This is a genomic window from Vibrio sp. R10-SG3-ISO10, from assembly GCF_059834185.1.
This window is the reverse complement of sequence record NZ_JCBDHG010000022.1, coordinates 531,016-550,095: the sequence shown is the minus strand read 5'-3', so window position 1 is coordinate 550,095 and position 19,080 is coordinate 531,016. Positions and strand designations below refer to the sequence as shown.

Here is a 19,080-nt window from a genome sequence, read left to right as displayed (position 1 = left end):
AATTTGCAGGGCGTTTTGTTATATAGGACTTATTACCCAATAAATGAAATGTAGCCTTGGAGGATAATCAAGTTAACAATGTCGATGAAAAATGCACCGACAATTGGCACGACCATAAATGCTTGTGGTGACGGACCAAACTTATTCACCAGAGACCCCATATTCATTACCGCAGTCGGCGTAGCACCTAGGCCAAAACCGCAGTGACCACCAGCAATAACCGCCGCGTCGTAGTTTGAGCCCATGACTTTGAAAGTCACAAAGTATGAAAAAACACCTAACACAACAGATTGCACAGCCAGAATGATTAAGAACGGAATCGCTAAGTCAAAGATATTCCATAGCTTCAAGCTCATCAGCGCCATTGCTAAGAATAGAGACAAGGAAACTGTACCTAATATATCCACCGTTTCCGCATCCACTTTATGCGTCTTAGTCACTTCTAACAGGTTGGTGATGAATACGCCGATAAATAACGCATAAACGAAATCAGGAATCATTAGCCAACTGATCTCAAAGCTGCTGACCCACTGCTCTAGATATTTAGCGCCCGTCACACAGATAAGAAGAATAAACAAAATCTCGATGACTTTTTTCGCGGTTACTTTGTCTTCTTCATATTCATTGTAAGTAACAAGTTCAGGGAAACGCTCATGGGTATGTATGCCAGTACCATATTCAGATTCAAAGCCATTCTTGTTAATCAGCTTTTGCGCGACTGGACTACCAATAATACCACCGATGATCAAACCAAACGTGGCCGATGCCATTGCGATTTCAAGCGTGTTAGATAAGCCATAACTATCAGCAAATGTTTGCGACCAAGCCGCGCCAGTACCATGCCCACCAGAAAGCGTAATAGAGCCAGCAATCAAGCCCATTAAAGGATCAAGCCCCAAAGCGGTCGCCATAGAGACACCGACACCGTTTTGGATAATGATATAAAAAGACGCAACGGCTAAGAAGATAAAGACTTTAGCACCCCCTTTCATCAACTGGGTGTAGTTAGCAGCAAGGCCAACAGTACTAAAGAACATCAACATAAACACTTCTTGCAACGGTAGAGAGAACTCCAAGTCTATGCCATTGAAATGCATTAATGTGATGATGACAGCTACGATAAGACCACCGACAATCGGCTCAGGGATATTGAACTTCTTTAAGACAGGAAGTTTAGAGTTGACGAAGTGCCCTAAGAATAAAACGCTGATAGCGATTAAGAAAGATTCTAGCGGTCCAACTGAAATTATCTGATTCATATAACCTCTTTTTTTGATTCACTCATCTTCCCTAACGAGTCCAGAGCCCTTATTGACTCTGTGGAGCTATGCTCATTGATTCAATTTTTCTATTGAAATTTGTCCTTATACAAACAGCCTCAAGATGCTCGTTTCAACAGTTAACCCTGTAAATATTAGTCTGGGTTGCGAAAAGAAAGCGGGCATTATTAATAAACTTGCGCCCATTTGTCGAGTATTGACTTAAAAAACACGACTTAAGAGGGTGTAAACGTGCGCCAGATATTAGCTTTACACATTCAGACGAGATAAAGATTGACAAGGTTTTCGGCAAAAAAAATAGCCAACCGCAATGTTGCGATTGGCTTATATATAGTGTGAACAAATTACATTCACTAACAACGTCAGTTGGCTAGGTGACCCTCGGCTTAATAAGGGTCGCTATAACTAATGCAGTTAGCGTGCCAACTTTAAAACCACGTTATTTTTGTCTTACACCGCATTTTTTGGGCGGTTTTACTTGCCAAAATGCAATATGAAAATTGCATTTTGCAATTATTTGCAAAAACATATTAAACCATGTTCCTATAAACACATTTATCAACGTTGATTTTTCATACTTTTTCTACATAAGAGTCGGTATACTCTTGGCACCTAAATTTAGTTATCACGAAGAATGAACTACTTAACTACTTTTCTCAAAGGCATGGCAATGGGCGCAGCAGACGTTGTACCTGGTGTGTCAGGCGGAACAATCGCATTCATTACTGGTATTTACGACACCTTGCTTGAAAGTATTCGTCGCATTAACCCTAGTGTTATTGGCATCTGGAAGCGCGAAGGTTTTAAAGCAGCGTTTGCACATATCAATGGTTTCTTTCTCATTGCCCTGTTTGGTGGTGTACTAACCAGTATTGCAACCCTCGCTAAACTGATTTCATGGCTACTGGTGACTCACCCCATTCCACTATGGTCATTTTTCTTCGGGCTGATTCTGGTGTCTGTGTTCCATATGCTTAAGCAGATTGAACAAAAAAGCCTAAGCCGATTGGTCTTTCTGCTGCTCGGGGTCGCATTCGCTTATAGCATAACGGTACTTAACCCGCTCCAACTTGAACCAACCAGCATCAATGTTCTTCTCGCGGGCGGTATCGCTATTTGTGCGATGATCCTACCAGGCATCTCTGGCAGCTTTATCTTGTTATTGATTGGTATGTACACCCCAGTATTGGCAGCGGTTAAATCCTTTGATCTTCCTATCCTCGCTTTGTTCCTAACGGGTTGTGTTTTAGGCTTACTAAGTTTTTCTCACGTTCTTTCTTGGCTTCTAAAACGTTTCAGAGATCTTACTCTCGTCTTCCTAACTGGTTTAATGCTAGGCACTTTACCTAAAATCTGGCCGTGGAAAGAAACCATCAGTTGGCGCACCAACTCTAGCGGTGAGCAAGTCCCTCTGATTCAGCACAACTTATCACCTTCTGCCTTTGAAGCATTGAATTCTCAACCATCTCAACTCGGCATTGCTATTGTCTTAATGCTTTGTGCAATCGGCTTAGTTCTAGGTTTAGAGAAGTTCGCCGAAAATAGAGACCTTTAATCTTCAGCTTTGAACAACGGCTTCCATTGAAGCCGTTTTTTATTGCCATAAATCCAATCTGTAATGATAATCAATTGTAATAAGGGTTAGGTTTCTTTATTCTTGGCTCAACTGATTTAACGGAATAAGTACAACAATATGAGTGGCCATTCATTCTTTGAGCACCTCTTCGAGCACTCACAGCAAGTCACCCCTTATCTGCACGGCTCAATAAAACCCCTAACAGAGGTCAATACCGAGCACCCGCTCATTCATATGGATCGCTCGAGCTCAGAGAGTATTCGTGAACTGTACGAAAGACTTCAACTAGAACATCCCGAAGCCGGAGCGGCTTACTGGCTGACTCGTACTTGGACACTGCTTTGTTGGCAGCCTATTTATGTCGCTTTTATTGCTATCTACTCTTGCCAAGGTTTACCTAAACTCTCAGCTATTGGCCAACAAGTTCAGCCCAATTTTATCAGTGGCTATCAGTTTGACAGTGAAGACTACTTTGAGGGGACTGAAAAAGAGTTAATTGAACATGCTGGCAAAGAGCTCAACGCTCTATTTGATTATTTCCGCCATGAGATGAGTATCTGGACTCGTATCCGACCTGGATTTACTAATCACCTATTTGCAGACGGGATACTCGGTTGTCTAGTTAAGTTAAGTCAATTTGCTCCCGACCTTCCCGGAGAGTATTTAATTGGTCAAGCTCGACAATGGTTAGCTGCCTGCAACCTTCCTGAAAAACTCATGGCTTCACTTAGCTATGATGAAGCATCGAAGCAACTCGTCTTCGTGCGAACTTCTTGCTGCTTAGTCTATAAGTGCCAAGGACGGGAACTCTGTACTGACTGCCCTCGGCACCCGGACAATAAACGTTAAGACAGCTCGGAAACGTCTTTAGAGGGGCTCTTGGTAACTAAATAAGCGGTTGCGACTATCAGCACCGAAAACGCGATACACAAATAAATAGGATACAAAGCGTTAATGGTTGCGGTGAACGCCAGTAACGATGCTAATCCATAGCCAATAGTATGTGACATAGCGATGTAACCCGCCACGGAGCCTGGGGCATCGCTATGCTTTTCAGTCGCCTCAGAAGTATAGGCGGGAACAAGTAGAGCAGCTCCGCACGCGGCAATTGCCATCGCTAAAGCGTACAGCCAGATATTGGGTAAGAGGAAAAGTACCAAGCCACACAGCAAGCCCAACGCCCCGAGTCGATACATTTTCACTGGCGTGATTTTTCTGTTTTTAACAACTAGCAGCTGAACGGTAAACGTGCACGCCGCGCTGATCGTCAACAGCACCCCAATCCCGTCACTGATTTGAGCCGTCGACCAACTGGTTACCGAACTCATCAGCGGGGTGAAGGTGTACTGTAACAGCGCTATCGCCGCGCAAAGTAGCAAACCACTCAATAGATAAGGCAGAAAGGATTTATTCGGCAGCCAAGGTAAAGCCTCAACTGCTTTCTCACTCTCTAAACCATGTTGAGGCGTTGGCTGAAAAAGTACTGCGAGGAGCGCGACAACAGGAAGCGCGATCATTAGCATCAATGGCGCATAGGGAGACAACTTTAATGCCACTATAGCAATCAAAGGCCCAACAAGCCTGCCCACGCTCAACCCAATACTGATACTCGTGATGGCTTGTAATCGATTCTCTGCACCACACAATAGGATTGCCCAATGTTGGCAAGCGGGAACCATTCCCGAAACAGTGCAACCATATATAATCCGAGCGAGTATCAAGCCGACTAAACAAAGCATTACCATATGGGGCTGATGCTCACTTAAGATGGCAAATAGAAACAAGAGCACGAAACTGATAGCCATGCCAAACAAGGCTTGGACAACCACATTTCTCGGACCACGTTTGTCGCTATACCTTCCCCAGTAAGGTGCCGAGGGCAAAAACAGAAAGCTTCCAATCGCGATAAGAATCGACCAAGTAGGTAAACTGAATGCGGAGCGCTCAACTAAGAAAGGGAGCGAGACGAGCAAGCCATTTTGACCAATACCCATGAGTGCTGCTGCTAAACTGATTGCCCACAGTTGAGCTTTTTTGCTGTGTAAAACCGACATATTTGTAATTCATTGTAATTGTTATAAAAGTCAGCAATGAGCAATTCATATAGCTAATGATAGAGTTATTGATTGTGAAAATAATTCTCATTGCTTTTTTAGCGTGGTAAAGTTAGCGGCTTAAAGCCAATAACTCAACTTCATATTTTACTTATGTATCAACTTGTCGATGCGTCGTTCGAAATCGACGGTAAAGTTATCCTATCTCCCACTACGCTCGATTTTGCTCCGGGGAAGGTGACAACACTTCTTGGTCACAATGGTTGTGGTAAATCGACCTTAGTTAAACTTCTTAGTCGTCAAAATGCGCCAACCCATGGACAAGTTCTGTTTAATCAACAACTCGTCTCTTCGTTTTCAAGCTTAGAGTTCGCTCATCAAGTGGCTTATTTACCTCAGCATCCGCCGATCACTGACGGTGTCACCGTTCGCGAATTGGTCTGTTTTGGACGCTACCCGTGGAAAGGGGCATTTGGTCGTTACGGAAAAGAAGATTACGCCATTGTCGACCAAGCGATTGAGAAAGTTGGCTTAACACCATTTGCAGAGCGATTTGTCGCTACCTTATCAGGTGGTGAAAGACAAAGAGCTTGGGTCGCTATGCTGCTCGCTCAACAAAGCCAATGTATTTTACTTGATGAACCGACTTCGGCTTTGGATGTCGCCCATCAACATGAACTATTAGCCTTAATTCGAGAGCTCAACCAATCGATGGGTTTAACGGTGATCATGGTACTACATGATGTCAACATGGCTGCTAAGTTTAGCGATCATCTGATTGCCCTCCACTCTGGAAAAGTCATTGCCGCTGGCTCTCCTCAAGAGCTAATGACGCCAGAGACGTTAATGAAAATATACGGTATGGAGCTCGCGTTGTTCGAACACCCTAAGACGGGCAAACCGATCAGCTACATCCCTTAAACAAAAAGGAACCTGTTGTGAAAAAACTCATTGTAATGCTCTCTGCAGCATTGGCATTCAATAGCTACGCGCTCGATATTACCCACGAAATGGGAACAGCTTCCTTTGAAACGACACCGAAGAAAGTCGTGGCACTAGATTGGGTATTGACCGAAACAGTACTCAGCCTTGGCGTCGACCTCGAAGGTGTCGCCGATACCAACGGCTATCAGCAATGGGTTGTTGAGCCAAGCTTAGATTCTGATGTAATCGATGTCGGCTCGCGACGAGAACCTAATTTAGAGTTACTCACGGATATCAAACCCGATGTCATCTTAATCAGCAAGCATATGGCCGCTGCCTATGAGCAGTTGAATAAGATTGCACCAGTTCTCGTTTACAGTGTTTATAGTGAAGAAAAGCAACCATTAGCGTCAGCAAAATCTATTACGACCTCTTTGGGTAAACTGTTCGACAAAGAGCAACGTGCCAAGCAAGTGATCGAGCAAACGGACCAACGCCTTGCGAACAACGGAGAAAAAGTTGTATCAGCCGGAAAGGCAGACAAGCCGCTACTGTTTGCGCGATTCATTAACGATAAAACACTGCGTATTCACAGCCAAGGCTCTCTGGCGCAAGACACTATCAGCGCGATGGGGCTAAAGAATGATTGGCAAGAGCAAACCAATCTTTGGGGCTTCACCACAACGGGAACAGAAAAGCTGGCCGAGCATCAAAAAGCCAACGTAATGATTTTTGGTCCTTTGAAACAAGAAGAACGTCAGCAACTTACGAAGTCTCCTCTTTGGCAAGCGATGGAGTTCACTCGTACAGATTCTGTTTATGAGCTTCCTGCAATTTGGACTTTTGGTGGACTGATCGCAGCACAAAGATTTAGTGACCACATTACCGAGCAACTCATCCAACAATAATGAATACTTTAAAGATCGCAAACCAAGCTAACGGGCGATTAAGTTTTAAAACAGCAGCGATATTCAGCGCTGCTGTTGTGATCATTGGCTCTCTGCTGCAAGTCACCGCTCCCTATTCACAAGGTATTGGCCTCATTTGGGACACCATTTTTCATTTTGATTCTGCCAATTATCAGCATCTCATCACCCATTTAACCTATTTACCAAGACTGGCTGTCGCGATTATTTGTGGATTTGCGCTCGCCGTTGCGGGTTGTGTGATGCAGTTTGTCTTACGCAATCCTATCGCTTCTCCAACAACATTAGGCGTCGCAGCAGGTGCTGAACTCGGCATGGTGCTGGGTATTTTGTTGATCCCCGCTAACCTTGTCATCCCAAGTTTTGTTCCGGCATTTATTGGCGGCTGCCTAGCGACCGGACTGGTGTTTGTTTTAAGTTCTGCGAGAGGGTTTTCACCACTGCATATGGTGCTCGCAGGTATGGTGGTAAGCCTGTTTTTAGGCTCAGTCAACACCATGCTATTGATGCTCCATGAACAGCGACTTACCAGCATCTTTGTCTGGGGGGCAGGCGTGCTGAATCAGAACGATTGGTCAAGTACACAAATGCTGTTGCCTTTGGTTCTCTTACCTACCTGCTTACTCTTAGTCTTACAGCGTCCATTATCCGCACTGCAGTTTGGTGACAATGTCGCGACATCGTTGGGCGTGAATATCAAACAGATCAAACTACTCTGTTTATCGTTAGCCATCTTCATTACCGCTGCCGTGGTCAGTGAGGTGGGCTTAATTGGCTTTGTTGGCATCGTTGCGCCAGCTATCGCCAGAATGCTTGGCGTTAGAGCCCTTGCCAAACAAATTCTAGCCAGTGGCGCTATTGGTAGTGGTATCTTGCTCACTGTTGATCTAGTTATCCAACCTTTCTCTGGTGTCGGTGGAGAGCTGTTACCGACAGGCGCGATGACAGCCTTAATTGGCGCGCCTTTTTTGTTGTGGCTACTACAACGAACTAAGCTGCAATCCGACCTTAAAGCACGCTCTGAACATGTCGAGCATTACAAATTAGTCAGCACTCGCAATATTTTGGCTGCACTGACCGTTGCACTCATCGCAGCTTCTCTCTTTGCGATTATGGTCGGTAAGAATCAGTTGGGTTGGAGTCTTGGTTTCAACCAAGCAATGTTTGAACTGCGAGCACCACGCGTACTTGTCGCGCTGATTGCGGGAATAGGTTTAGCATTTGCAGGAACGATAATTCAGCGTATCTCCAACAACCCAATGGCTAGCCCAGAAGTGCTAGGGATTAGTTCGGGTGCAGCGCTCGCACTGGTTCTCGGCACCTTGTTTGGTATCGCAGTGGGCAGAGAACAACAAATGTTGCTCGGTACGATTGGCGCGGTTTCGGTAACAGCAGTGGTATGGTTAATGGGCAGAAAACACAATTTTGCCCCAACACAAACCCTACTGACGGGTATAGCCTTAAGTGCAGGTTTAGATGCTTTACTTAGAATCGCAATGAGCTCAGGCCATGATAACGCGTCTGCGCTGCTCACTTGGCTATCTGGATCGACTTACTTAGTAGCACACAATGACGTTGTACTGCTCGCGATTGGCGTCACCTTTGTTGGTGCGATTGCGCTATCTCTCAATCGTTGGATTGAGTTGATTGGCTTAGGTGAAGTCACGGCGAATAGTATTGGTATGAACGCCACTGTGGTTAGGTTGGTGCTACTGTTACTGGTTGCTGCCTTGACGACGCTGTGCACCATAGTGATTGGCCCACTCAGCTTTATTGGCCTACTGGCTCCGCATATGGCGCGTTCACTTCACCAATATCGAGCAACTCCGCAAATGCTCACCGCAGCCTTACTCGGGGCAACCATCATGGTATTGGCGGATTGGATAGGACGAACACTTTGGTTCCCTTGGCAGTTCCCTGCTGGACTGCTTGCGTCCTTGATTGGTGGCGGCTACTTCCTCTACCTAATGAGACGTTAGCCTCTAGAACCACAACTCGCCATAGGAGGCTAATGTATTGGTCTTCTGTGGCAACTCCTCCTCTCTATCGAAACGCCCTATCTATTTGTTACTTATTCCAAATTCATTAAATTGTATTTTGATTGCAAAAATACAATTAATGGTAATGAGATGAATTTATGATTACTATGGGGGCAAGAACACTACAAATTGTCACTCATGGAAAAGACAGCAATTACTAAACTTCAGCAAGATTTGTTCAATAAAGTCATCAGCAAGCTCAAAGCGGAGCATGCAAAAGTTGGCGACAGCCTGAACGAGTCTTCATTAGCCCAACAGTTTGAAGTCTCAAGAACGCCGATGCGCGCTGTGCTCACTTATATGTCAGCGTTAGGTATCGCCAAAGCGGTTCCCTATAAAGGCTTTGTATTACAGCTAGATGCGCAAGCCATCAAATCCGATAATGCCTCCAATAAGGAAGAATCTCGTCAGGAGAGGCTCTACCTGAGACTACTCATGGATCTGTTCTTCGGTGATATCGACGCTGCATTTTCTGAGAAAGAGCTTCAAGAGCGCTATAACGCCAACCGAGGTGAAGTACAAAGTGTACTCCGCCTACTCGAAAGTGATGGCATCTTACGCCGCAGTCCCGGCTATAAATGGCACCTGGATGGCGTACTCAACACGCTTGAACGACACACCGAGAGCTACCGATGTCGACTTATCTTCGAACCTGCTGGTCTTCTTGAGCCGAGTTGGTCACTCGACCGCCACGCGCTAGAGGAGTGTCGCGACCATCACCTTAAAGCGATTCAAGATCCTGATGCAGTGAGCGCAAGTGAGTTATTTAACTTAAGTGCACAATTTCATGAGCGGATTGCCGCATGTTCTGGTAATCGCTTTTTGCTTGGTAATATGCAGCAACATAATCGAATGCGTAAAGCGACCGATCTCGTATCTATGCATATTCAATCTTCTGTCACCAAGTCTTGTCAACGCCGCCTAGATATCATCGAACTTGTACTGGCAGGCGACAACCAAGGTGCATCCAAGAAGCTCACTCAACTACTAGAAAATGATATTCGCGTCATGCAGCGCACTTATGGCAATGTGATTAACCTTTCGCTATCAGAACGAGAAAAGCTCGTAACCAGTATTGCTGACATCGACATCTAGTTAATATCAATCGGGATTAATAGGCAGCTAAAGCACAGCTGCCTTGTTTTTCTATCCCACCCCCAAATCTGTTTTTACTCACAAACCCACGCTGAAGTCACCATACACCTGAGTGCTACCGACTCTTTGGTCCTCTTCAAACCACAATTATCACACCGCTATTGAGTTAAAAGAAAATAATTCGCATTAGTATATTGCGCTTTCGCTGCAAAAATACAATAATAATGATTCTTATTTAGAAATAACAAAACAGTCTTGCCGCCAAATACTAATTTGCGCAGCTTTGTATTGAAAAACATAGAGAAAATAATGAAAGCGAGTAAAGGGAAGTTCCCTCTATCCACTGTTGCGCTAGCGATCGCCGCAGCAAGCACAGTGTTTACAGCCCAAGCACAAGAATACACAACTGAAGGCAAGATGGTGGTTGTCTCCAGTCGTACGCCTAAAGCGATCAGCGATATTCCTGGTACGGTTTGGTATATAGAATCAGAAACCATCGAACAAGAATACCGCGGTGGTAAGACCCTTGGTGATATTCTGGCTTCGGCAATTCCATCTTTGGATGTCAGCAGCGGTGCCCGTACTAATCTAGGTCAAAACCTTCGCGGACGTAAGATGCTAGTGATGATCGATGGCGTTTCTCTGCAATCTTCGCGCTCTATCAGCCGCCATCTAGATTCAATCGACCCGTTCAATATTGATCGTATCGAAGTACTTTCTGGTTCTACATCAATATACGGAGCAGGTGCTTCAGGCGGTGTGGTTAACATCATCACCAAAAAAGCGCAAAGCGAAGAATTAGAATTTGAATCCTATGTAGGTGGAACATCGGGCCTTAACTCAAGTGAAGACTTCGACTACAAACTTGCACAGTCTATTTCGGGCGGCAATGAAAAAGTTCAAGCTCGTACTTCTGTCGTATACACAGAGACTCAAGGCTTCTTCGATGCTAATGGCACCATTGTAACTCCAGATATCTCACAGGGCTCATTACAGTTTAATCAAACCGTAGATTTTCTAACAACAGTAGGTGTTAATGTTTCAGACACCAAAAAGCTGAACCTTCTTGCGCAATACTATGATAGCCAACAAGACTCGCCATATGGACTGTATATTGTCGGCAGCGACTTTGTAGATGTACGTAAAGGTTTTGATTCTGATCGTGAACACGGTACGGAACGCATCATGCTTAGTGCCTCTTATGTAGATGAGCAATTCCTTGGACATCAACTCATCGCGGAAGCGTCATACCGTAAAGAAGACCAGACTTACACTCCTTACTACCAGTCTTCTGGTCAGCAGATTACCGATGTCATTTCGCTTAAAGCTGCACTCGCGAAAAACTTCGATAAATTTAACATTGTTTATGGTGTCGATGCTTATCAAGACAAGTTGGAAAGTAACCAAGCACTGTATGATCCAACCATTGCCAATAACTCTGGCAACCTAATCAACAAGACTTATGCCCAAGTTGGACGCTACCCGGGAGTTGAAGTCAGCTCAGTTGCCGCTTTTGCTCAAGCAGACTATTCAATCACTGAAGATTGGACAGTCGAAGGTGGTGTACGCTACCAATACATGTCAAACAAGATTAATGATTTTGTTGATTACGACCAGCAAAAAGAAATTGCCAAAGGAAATGGTATTTCAGCTGATGCAGTCCCTGGGGGTAAGACAGATTATGGAGTCGCACTATTTAACTTGGGAACAATTTATCACCTAAACAGTGACTCTCAAGTATGGGCAAACTTCTCTCAAGGGTTTGATCTTGCTGATCCTGCTAAGTACTACGGACAAGGTAACTACACACTGGTTGGAGATCATTGGCAACTAAACGACAGCATTAACGTCAATGAATCAAAAATGTCAGGGATTAAGACCAATAGTTTTGAGTTAGGTTACCGCTTAGATACAGGCGATCTAAACCTACAAACTGCGGCTTACTATTCTCAATCAGACAAGAATGTTAAGTACAATAAGACGACGCTGCTTATCGAAGAAATCGAAGATAAGAAACGTGTCTACGGTTTAGAGGCAATGGCATCTTACTGGGTTCATGACAATATTCAGCTTGGTGCTTCTGGTCACTATGTAGTATCTGAAGTGAAAGGCGATAATGGCTGGGAAGACTATGATGCTGGCTATGCAAGTACTTCTAAGGCCAATGCTTGGGCAGGTTGGTACGACGCAGATCTTGCGGTAAAACTGCAAAGCCAAACCATGTTTGACTATGAAGATGCTTCAAACAACAAGCTAGATGGCTACACCTTATTTGATCTGGTCGGTAGCTACCAGCTTCCAGTAGGTAGCCTAGGTTTCGGTATCCAAAACCTATTTGATAAGGACTACACCACAGCTTGGGGTCAACGTGCACAAATCATCTACTCAAAGCACTACGAATCTGCTGCTTATGATTACAAAGGTCGTGGACGTACCTACACTCTTAACTACCAAGTTAAGTTTTAAACAATGCCGCCAATACAACAAAACCGCCCTATTCGGCGGTTTTGTTTTATCTACTAGGTCCTGTTGACCTAGTGATTTATGCGTACTGCATTAAGTGTTTTTTCACTTCATCAGAAGCAAAAGACTGTTCAACACTCGCTGTATAGATCTGTTTGTAATCTTCAGCGGTAAGTTCAAACTGCTCCATCACCTTTTGCACTTCATCGGTCATCGTCGTATTTGATACAGTGCGATTGTCTGTGTTAATCGTGACTGCTAGACCGTCGTTGTGGAACTCTTTCAGTGGGTGCTGCTTAAGCTCTGGAATCGCTTTGGTTTGAACATTACTACTTGGGCAAGCTTCAAGGCCAACCACATCTTCTTTAACGCGCTTGTATGCCTCTGCATGATCTTTGATTGCTACACCGTGACCAATTCGCTCTGCACCTAGCAGCTCGATGGCATCATAAACGTTTTGACCACAGCCTTGCTCACCTGCGTGAATGGTGATTCGGTAGCCTTTATCACGAGCATACTGAGTGTACTCAACATATTCATGAGCAAAGTTGTCTAGCTCAGCACCCGCTAAGTCAAACGCAGCAACGCCTTTACCTAATAAAGGAGCACCAGCATCAATAATGTCGTTAACTGAATCGATTGGTAGCAGTTTCACCAGTGACAGAATGTAGTTACCTTTAATATCGTACTGCGCTTCAGCACGTTTCATGCCTTTGACAGCACTCTCGATGATTTCTGCGTAAGTCAGCCCTTGCTGGGTATGCAGCTGAGGCCCAAAACGTACTTCAAGGTACTTCACGTTCTCTTTTGCCGCATCTTCGAACAGCTCAAAAGAAATACGCTCAATGCTGTCTGCGGTTTGCATCACTTTAATTGGCAGTGCAAAACGGTCTAAGTATTCTTGCAGGTTAGGACAAGTTTCCGGCGCAATCATCATTGTTTTGATCTCTTCGGCATTCTGGCTAGGCAGCTCAATGTTATTTTCAGCGGCTAAATCAAGCACAGTTTGCGGGCGAAGGCTGCCATCTAGGTGACAATGAAGATCGATTTTAGGGAGATCAAAGTAGTTCATCTGTTTTTGTCCTAACTTTCCTGCTTATTGAGTAAGCGTAGCTCAACACACCAAAGTGGCGGTCATGACACTTAATCATTTGTTTTGATAACGATAAAACTCATGGTATATGATTAACGATGATATATAACACGACAATTGTCCGGTCGCACGCCAAAATAGCCAAATCAATGTTAAGCAAAGCAAATTCACTATGGATAAGAATAAAATTTTAAGTGACGGGTTGAATAAGATCCGCCAACTAGTGAAACGTGAACAGTACAAAACCTTGCACGTCAGCAAAGGCGATTTCATCATTCGCCAACATAGCGAAGTCAATGAAGTGTATTGGACAGAAGCGGCGCAGTTTTCAGTGCTGCACACCGCAGAGAATGGGAAAACCCTCAGCTTAGGGGACTACTATCTGGAGGATAACTTCTTTGGCGAGATGGAGTTTTTCTCTGATAAACCTAGCCCTTTTAGTGTCATTGCAACACAAGGTGCTCAGCTGACCGTGATTCCAAAAGAGCGCTTTGCTGAGTTCCTGCTTGAAGATGCCCAGGTGGCCTTTTGGATGAGCCACCGTATGTCGAACATCTACCTAAATACCATGCATATTGCGATGGAACGTTCTCTCTATCCGCTGAAGTTCAATATTATCAAAGATATGATTACTCGATATACCTCTGGTACTCACACTAGGGGGCACAGTTATATGTACCAAGAAGCGCAAAGATTCGGCTGCACGGAAAGAGCCTATACACGCATAATCCACGAACTGATTAAAGAAGGCTTGGTCAAAAAAGGGACAGATAGCTCTGAGATAGTGCCCGTTGATATCGACAAGCTAAGCGACTATCTAGAGCAGTACTATCAATAGCACTAAACCTAAAAAGGGCACCGATGAGGTGCCCATTTGGTTTTTAAATTCGCTTGAAGCTTATAGGTTGTTGGTACGTGTTGGTAAGAACACTTCACCTAACATACAACGAACGCTACCACCGCCAATGTTTTCGATCGTTTTAACGTTAAATGGCAGCAACTTACCATGGCTCGATAGTTGAGCACGTTGAGCTGGAGAAAACGCATCAAATGCTGATTGAGACATCGCAATCACTTTTTCACCGTTAACTGTTTCAAGCTGTAAAATGTTGCCACAGAATTGATTCATCTGTTCAAGTGAAATCGAAATCACCTGTTTGTCCTTCGCTAATGACTTGATGACAAAGCGACGCTCAAATTCAGGGATGACCTCATCACAGATAACGCAGAAGCTTTCACCAATCGCCATCATCACATTAGTGTGATAAATCGGCTTACCTGATGGTAATGCAGTCTGGAACGAAACCACTCGATCGTAACCAATACGTTCAGCGTAATCTTCCAGTACTTCACGATCACAACGTTGAGAAAGCGCCGCGTAGACGGTTTTATTGACATGATCTTTTACCATCACACCTGTACTTTCAAGGTGCGCATCTTGCTCTAGATATGACAGAAGACTATCTTGAGATTGTACTGGGCGACCTGCACTTTCAAGCGTTGCAACTAATGCATCGACTTTAACTTCTTGCTGACGGTTTTTGCACGCCATCGGGAAGGTGTATAGCTCGCCACTGGCAGTCGTACTAAACCAGTTATTTGGGAACACTGCATCAGGTGTTTCTACCTCACCCAACGGGTAATCGTAGACCACCACTTGAACACCCACTTGACGCAACTCCGCCACCATGGCGTTAAACTCTTGCATCGCACTGTGGCGTACTTCGCTGGTAGACAAAGATACTTTGTGTTGGAATTCATTGTCCTGCGCCGTTTCGGCATTAAACGCAAACTCTTTTGGTGGCACCATCACCACACAATTAGCGTTTTGTACTGTTGATTGATTTTTCTGTAGTAGGGTTTTCTGTTTCAACATTGTGACAGACTCAATTAATCTCACTCATTACTGCCAATTGTAGACATAATGTTAAATGAAATATTGCTGAATTAACCTGATAATTAACTTCAAATACAGTAATACTTACTGCCATTAATTCATTAACCAGTTATTTTTATTGTCACCGTGACTTTTTATTATCTTTGATTGAATAATATGCAAAGGAAAGAATAATAAACTGGTTACATTTCCCCCACTAACGGTATACCATTGCTATACCAAGCTAGATAGGTGACTAGATTGGTGTTTCACCCTTCCTTTTAGGGTCTGTTGACCCTAGTGGACGTACGCATCTGCCACATAGGCAACTTTCTATCTTTGCGTGTTTAGGAATTTATTTATGTTTAAAAAGTTTGAAGGCTTTACTAAGCCTTTCCCCGAGCAGGAGCCAACACAGCCTCCTTCGGGTATTTTTGCGTTTTGTCGCCACTACACCCGCGGGTTCGAAATCCCGTTGATCATCATGTCTGTAATGGCAACCATTGTCGCAATTGTTGAAGTTTCTCTATTTGGAGCAATGGGTAACTTGGTCGATTGGCTGTCGAACAGTAACCCAGAAACGTTTTGGCAAGATAACCAGAGTGATCTGATTTTCTACGGCGCCCTTTTGCTGGTTGTAATGCCTGTTCTTGTGGTTGGTTACTCACTACTCGTTCATCAGACGTTACTTGGTAACTACCCGATGTCGATTCGTTGGTTAGCTCACCGCTACTTACTTAAGCAAAGCCTGAACTTTTATCAGGATGACTTTGCTGGCCGTGTCGCGACTAAAGTGATGCAAACCTCGCTAGCGGTACGTGAAACCGTGATGAAGACGATGGACGTGTTTGTTTACGTTTCTGTCTACTTCACCTCGATTGTCGTGCTGTTAGCTCAGGCCGACTGGCGCCTGATGATCCCAATGATCATTTGGCTATTCTGCTATGTCGGTATTCAGCTCTACTTTGTACCTAAGCTGAAACAGGTTGCTTCTGAACAAGCGGACTCTCGCTCAACCATGACAGGTCGTATCGTCGATAGCTACACTAACATTGCAACCGTGAAACTGTTCTCGCATAGCCGACGTGAAACAGAGTACGCCGAAGAAGGCATGAATGGCTTCTTAGGCACGGTTTACCGTCAAATGCGTTTGGTGACAGGGTTTGATGTCGCGGTCGAGATTACTAACTACGTTTTGGTGTTCTCAATCAGCGCGCTTTCTATCTACCTGTGGATGGATAACTCGATCAGTATCGGTGCGATTGCGATTGCGATTGCCCTAGCACTGCGTATCAACGGTATGTCGATGTGGATCATGTGGGAAGTCGGTGCTCTGTTCGAGAACATGGGTACCGTAGTTGATGGCATGAAAACCATGTCTAAACCCATTGATATTCAAGACAAACCAGACGCAAAACCTCTAGTAGTCAATCAAGGCGGCATCGAGTTTGATGATGTCAGCTTCCATTATGGTGACAAAACTAAAGGCGTGATCAGTAACCTTAACCTTAACATCAAGCCAGGTGAAAAAGTGGGGTTAGTGGGTCGCTCTGGTGCAGGTAAATCTACTTTGGTTAACCTGCTTCTACGTTTCCACGATGTTGAAAGCGGTAAGATCAAGATCGATGGTCAGGTTATCTCTGATGTGACTCAAGACTCACTGCGCAGTAACATCGGAATGGTAACGCAAGATACGTCGCTGCTGCACCGCTCTATCCGCGATAACATCTTGTATGGCAACCCTGATGCGAGCGAAGAAGAGTTACACCGTGCAACGAAACAGGCACACGCACATGAGTTCATCGAAACACTGAACGACCCGTTTGGCAACGTAGGCTACGACGCTCAAGTTGGCGAACGTGGTGTGAAGCTTTCTGGTGGTCAGCGTCAACGTATTGCGATTTCACGTGTACTACTGAAAGACGCTCCGCTTCTGATTCTTGATGAAGCAACCTCAGCCCTAGATTCAGAAGTTGAGGCAGCCATTCAAGAGAGCCTAAATGAGTTGATGCAAGGTAAAACGGTTATTGCCATTGCGCACCGACTCTCAACCATCGCCGCAATGGATCGATTGATCGTTCTCGATAAAGGCGAAGTCGTTGAGCAAGGCACTCACCAAGAGTTAGTTCAAAGTGGCGGAATCTACGCCCAGCTTTGGGCTCACCAAACGGGTGGCTTCATCGGTGATGAAGAGGCTGAAAAGCAAAGTGCTTAAATCACACGTTAAATAGACAAAAAGGAAGCCTCGGCTTCCTTTTTTATTGCTGCTCAATCAACAAAATGTGATTGATAGAACTTAGGGGTAACGGCAATTTTCTTTTTAAACTGACGCTGAAAGTGTGCCTGATCAGAAAAACCAAGCTCTTGAGCCACCTCTGCGATCTCCTGACCGGATTTAAGCATCACCTTGGCACGTTTGATTTTCTCATCCATCAAATAGGCATGAGGCGGAAGACCGTAGTAGTGCTTGAACGCTCTAAGGAGCTGGTATCGGCTCATCTGTGCTTCTTGCGCTAGATGATCCAATTGATGAATTTGGCTAACGTCATCGAGCAGTTTTTCTTGCACCCTTTTCAGTGATGAAGAGGGGGATGGTTTAACCTCCATTGAACTCTGTACGTGAACAGCTTCAATAAAGTCATACAGTCGAGTTTGCACCTGTAATTGGCTCGCTTCTGACTGGAGATCGTTAAACAGAGCTAAATAGTTATTTTTGATTGGCTCACTGCGCTCAAATGCGTGACGAAATGGTGTGTAGTCAGCACTATACCCAGCATGAGATTGACCAAGAATTTCCTGCTGAATAGCTCCCATCTGTTTGGTATCAACAAACAGCATGCTATAAGACCAAGTTCCCGCTTCTGGGTTACAAGAGTGAACATCGGCGGGATTAATCGTCACTATGTCACCGCGACCAATATGATGCGTCGAGCTGTGATTACGATAGTCAGCTTTGCCTTGTTGAATAATCCCAAATGAAAACTCATCGTGAGAATGCGCTGCATAACAAGCGGTGCTTTGGCTTGCGATTCTCATCTCAATCCAAGGCAGTACCGTACTTTGCTTAAAGTTCGCGCTGTTATCTTTTTTCATGCGCAGCTCCTTGCGCTGTATAGGTTTGCAAAACTAGAACCAAATCATGCTAACAGAAGCGGCCAAGGTTATCGCCATCATTCGGTTAAAAATGCGCTGCTTATGGGGCTGAGATAAGTAACTAGATAAAGCGCGCCCACTCATCGCCCATAAGCCAACACCCACTAGACAGCAAACTAACGACACCAGAGTAAACACCCAAAGCCAGTAATCAGCGTTACCCTGCCCGACCACATACAAACTGACTCCAGACATCGCCACCAACCAAGCTTTTGGATTAAGCAATTGGGTAAGCGATCCTATCCACCAGCCTGAGGTCAGTGTCGTTTGCCCTTGTAACTCAGCAACAGGTGCAGCAAATATCTGGTATGCGAGGTAGAGTAAAAATGCGCTGCCTACCCACTTCAATGTGGCTTCCAACAAGGGTAAAAACTCAACCAACTCATGCATTACACTGCCAGAGATGAGCACAACTAAAGCATAAGCAATTGACGCCCCTATCACCAATTTACCGGCTTCTCGACTACCACGTTGAGCAGCTGTGGCCGTCGCCAATAGATTCACCGGCCCGGGTGTGGCGGCGCCCACAAACGCAAACGCCAACATCGCAATAATTAGACTATTCATTTTGTTCTCCTTCACTAGCCATTTAGCCTAGCCA

General features: G+C 44.8%; 15 protein-coding genes. 9 read left to right on the top strand and 6 right to left on the bottom strand.

The genetic code is table 11. The features are described from left to right. Positions 1 to 32 precede the first annotated feature (32 nt). The gene (gene gltS, locus AC6R16_RS16000; protein ID WP_500640022.1) at positions 33 to 1,259 is read right to left on the bottom strand and encodes a sodium/glutamate symporter; all 1,227 of its coding nucleotides are present in this window, start codon (positions 1,257 to 1,259) and stop codon (positions 33 to 35) included. A 655-nt stretch (positions 1,260 to 1,914) separates the two neighbouring features. On the opposite strand from gltS, the gene AC6R16_RS15995 reads away from it, so the two are divergent. Together AC6R16_RS15995 and AC6R16_RS15990 are read left to right on the top strand one after the other, a co-directional pair. Then, on the top strand, positions 1,915 to 2,835 hold the full coding sequence (locus AC6R16_RS15995) for a polyprenyl-phosphate transporter (RefSeq protein ID WP_500640021.1): 921 nt from the start codon (positions 1,915 to 1,917) through the stop codon (positions 2,833 to 2,835). Between the two features lie 138 nt (positions 2,836 to 2,973). Continuing rightward, a complete protein-coding gene (locus AC6R16_RS15990) occupies positions 2,974 to 3,705 on the top strand; it encodes a siderophore ferric iron reductase (RefSeq protein WP_500640020.1) in 732 nt (243 codons plus the stop codon). On the opposite strand, the gene AC6R16_RS15985 is transcribed toward AC6R16_RS15990, so the two are convergent. Next, positions 3,702 to 4,910 (bottom strand): MFS transporter, encoded by a 1,209-nt coding sequence (locus AC6R16_RS15985; RefSeq protein WP_500675016.1) that lies wholly within the window; start codon positions 4,908 to 4,910, stop codon positions 3,702 to 3,704. The two genes, AC6R16_RS15990 and AC6R16_RS15985, sit on opposite strands and share 4 nt — an antisense overlap. A 153-nt stretch (positions 4,911 to 5,063) precedes the next feature. Between AC6R16_RS15985 and AC6R16_RS15980 the strand changes: the two genes are divergently transcribed. From AC6R16_RS15980 to AC6R16_RS15960, 5 genes are all read left to right on the top strand, one after another. Beyond that, positions 5,064 to 5,831, top strand: a complete 768-nt coding sequence (locus tag AC6R16_RS15980) for an ABC transporter ATP-binding protein (protein WP_272787645.1) — start codon at positions 5,064 to 5,066, stop codon at positions 5,829 to 5,831. 17 nt (positions 5,832 to 5,848) lie between these two features. Then, the gene (locus AC6R16_RS15975; RefSeq protein ID WP_500675015.1) at positions 5,849 to 6,742 is read left to right on the top strand and encodes an iron-siderophore ABC transporter substrate-binding protein; all 894 of its coding nucleotides are present in this window, start codon (positions 5,849 to 5,851) and stop codon (positions 6,740 to 6,742) included. Then, a complete protein-coding gene (gene fhuB, locus AC6R16_RS15970; protein ID WP_500675014.1) occupies positions 6,742 to 8,739 on the top strand; it encodes a Fe(3+)-hydroxamate ABC transporter permease FhuB in 1,998 nt (665 codons plus the stop codon). The genes AC6R16_RS15975 and fhuB overlap by 1 nt, the downstream gene beginning before the upstream one ends. 198 nt (positions 8,740 to 8,937) lie before the next feature. Then, entirely contained in the window at positions 8,938 to 9,894 is a 957-nt protein-coding gene (locus AC6R16_RS15965) for a GntR family transcriptional regulator (RefSeq protein WP_500675013.1), read from the top strand. Positions 9,895 to 10,203: 309 nt separating this feature from the next. Beyond that, positions 10,204 to 12,360 carry a TonB-dependent receptor gene (locus tag AC6R16_RS15960; protein ID WP_500675012.1) on the top strand — a complete coding sequence of 719 codons (2,157 nt, stop codon included), beginning with the start codon at positions 10,204 to 10,206 and terminating at the stop codon, positions 12,358 to 12,360. A 76-nt stretch (positions 12,361 to 12,436) separates the two neighbouring features. Here AC6R16_RS15960 and add read toward each other — a convergent pair whose 3' ends face one another. Further along, a complete protein-coding gene (gene add / locus AC6R16_RS15955) occupies positions 12,437 to 13,429 on the bottom strand; it encodes an adenosine deaminase (protein ID WP_004743923.1) in 993 nt (330 codons plus the stop codon). A gap of 193 nt (positions 13,430 to 13,622) precedes the next feature. Between add and AC6R16_RS15950 the strand changes: the two genes are divergently transcribed. Continuing rightward, a complete protein-coding gene (locus AC6R16_RS15950) occupies positions 13,623 to 14,288 on the top strand; it encodes a Crp/Fnr family transcriptional regulator (RefSeq protein ID WP_500675011.1) in 666 nt (221 codons plus the stop codon). A gap of 60 nt (positions 14,289 to 14,348) precedes the next feature. On the opposite strand, the gene AC6R16_RS15945 is transcribed toward AC6R16_RS15950, so the two are convergent. Further along, positions 14,349 to 15,326, bottom strand: coding sequence for an arginine deiminase-related protein (locus AC6R16_RS15945; RefSeq protein WP_500675010.1), 978 nt, complete (start codon positions 15,324 to 15,326; stop codon positions 14,349 to 14,351). Between the two features lie 361 nt (positions 15,327 to 15,687). Between AC6R16_RS15945 and AC6R16_RS15940 the strand changes: the two genes are divergently transcribed. Then, positions 15,688 to 17,541, top strand: a complete 1,854-nt coding sequence (locus tag AC6R16_RS15940; protein WP_500675009.1) for an ABC transporter ATP-binding protein — start codon at positions 15,688 to 15,690, stop codon at positions 17,539 to 17,541. 53 nt (positions 17,542 to 17,594) lie between these two features. Here the strand turns inward: AC6R16_RS15940 and AC6R16_RS15935 are convergent, their stop codons facing one another. Both AC6R16_RS15935 and AC6R16_RS15930 read right to left on the bottom strand, forming a co-directional pair. Beyond that, positions 17,595 to 18,419 (bottom strand): helix-turn-helix domain-containing protein, encoded by an 825-nt coding sequence (locus AC6R16_RS15935; protein WP_500675008.1) that lies wholly within the window; start codon positions 18,417 to 18,419, stop codon positions 17,595 to 17,597. 33 nt (positions 18,420 to 18,452) lie between these two features. Continuing rightward, positions 18,453 to 19,046 carry a LysE family translocator gene (locus AC6R16_RS15930; protein ID WP_500675007.1) on the bottom strand — a complete coding sequence of 198 codons (594 nt, stop codon included), beginning with the start codon at positions 19,044 to 19,046 and terminating at the stop codon, positions 18,453 to 18,455. Positions 19,047 to 19,080: the final 34 nt, after the last annotated feature.

Coding starts and splice junctions, on each gene's coding strand:
- AC6R16_RS15965 (WP_500675013.1), top strand. CDS start 8,938: ATGGAAAAGACAGCAATTACTAAACTTCAGCAAGATTTGTTCAATAAA.
- AC6R16_RS15930 (WP_500675007.1), bottom strand. CDS start 19,046: ATGAATAGTCTAATTATTGCGATGTTGGCGTTTGCGTTTGTGGGCGCC.
- fhuB (WP_500675014.1), top strand. CDS start 6,742: ATGAATACTTTAAAGATCGCAAACCAAGCTAACGGGCGATTAAGTTTT.
- gltS (WP_500640022.1), bottom strand. CDS start 1,259: ATGAATCAGATAATTTCAGTTGGACCGCTAGAATCTTTCTTAATCGCT.
- AC6R16_RS15950 (WP_500675011.1), top strand. CDS start 13,623: ATGGATAAGAATAAAATTTTAAGTGACGGGTTGAATAAGATCCGCCAA.
- add (WP_004743923.1), bottom strand. CDS start 13,429: ATGAACTACTTTGATCTCCCTAAAATCGATCTTCATTGTCACCTAGAT.
- AC6R16_RS15940 (WP_500675009.1), top strand. CDS start 15,688: ATGTTTAAAAAGTTTGAAGGCTTTACTAAGCCTTTCCCCGAGCAGGAG.
- AC6R16_RS15935 (WP_500675008.1), bottom strand. CDS start 18,419: ATGAAAAAAGATAACAGCGCGAACTTTAAGCAAAGTACGGTACTGCCT.
- AC6R16_RS15995 (WP_500640021.1), top strand. CDS start 1,915: ATGAACTACTTAACTACTTTTCTCAAAGGCATGGCAATGGGCGCAGCA.
- AC6R16_RS15980 (WP_272787645.1), top strand. CDS start 5,064: ATGTATCAACTTGTCGATGCGTCGTTCGAAATCGACGGTAAAGTTATC.
- AC6R16_RS15960 (WP_500675012.1), top strand. CDS start 10,204: ATGAAAGCGAGTAAAGGGAAGTTCCCTCTATCCACTGTTGCGCTAGCG.
- AC6R16_RS15990 (WP_500640020.1), top strand. CDS start 2,974: ATGAGTGGCCATTCATTCTTTGAGCACCTCTTCGAGCACTCACAGCAA.
- AC6R16_RS15945 (WP_500675010.1), bottom strand. CDS start 15,326: ATGTTGAAACAGAAAACCCTACTACAGAAAAATCAATCAACAGTACAA.
- AC6R16_RS15985 (WP_500675016.1), bottom strand. CDS start 4,910: ATGTCGGTTTTACACAGCAAAAAAGCTCAACTGTGGGCAATCAGTTTA.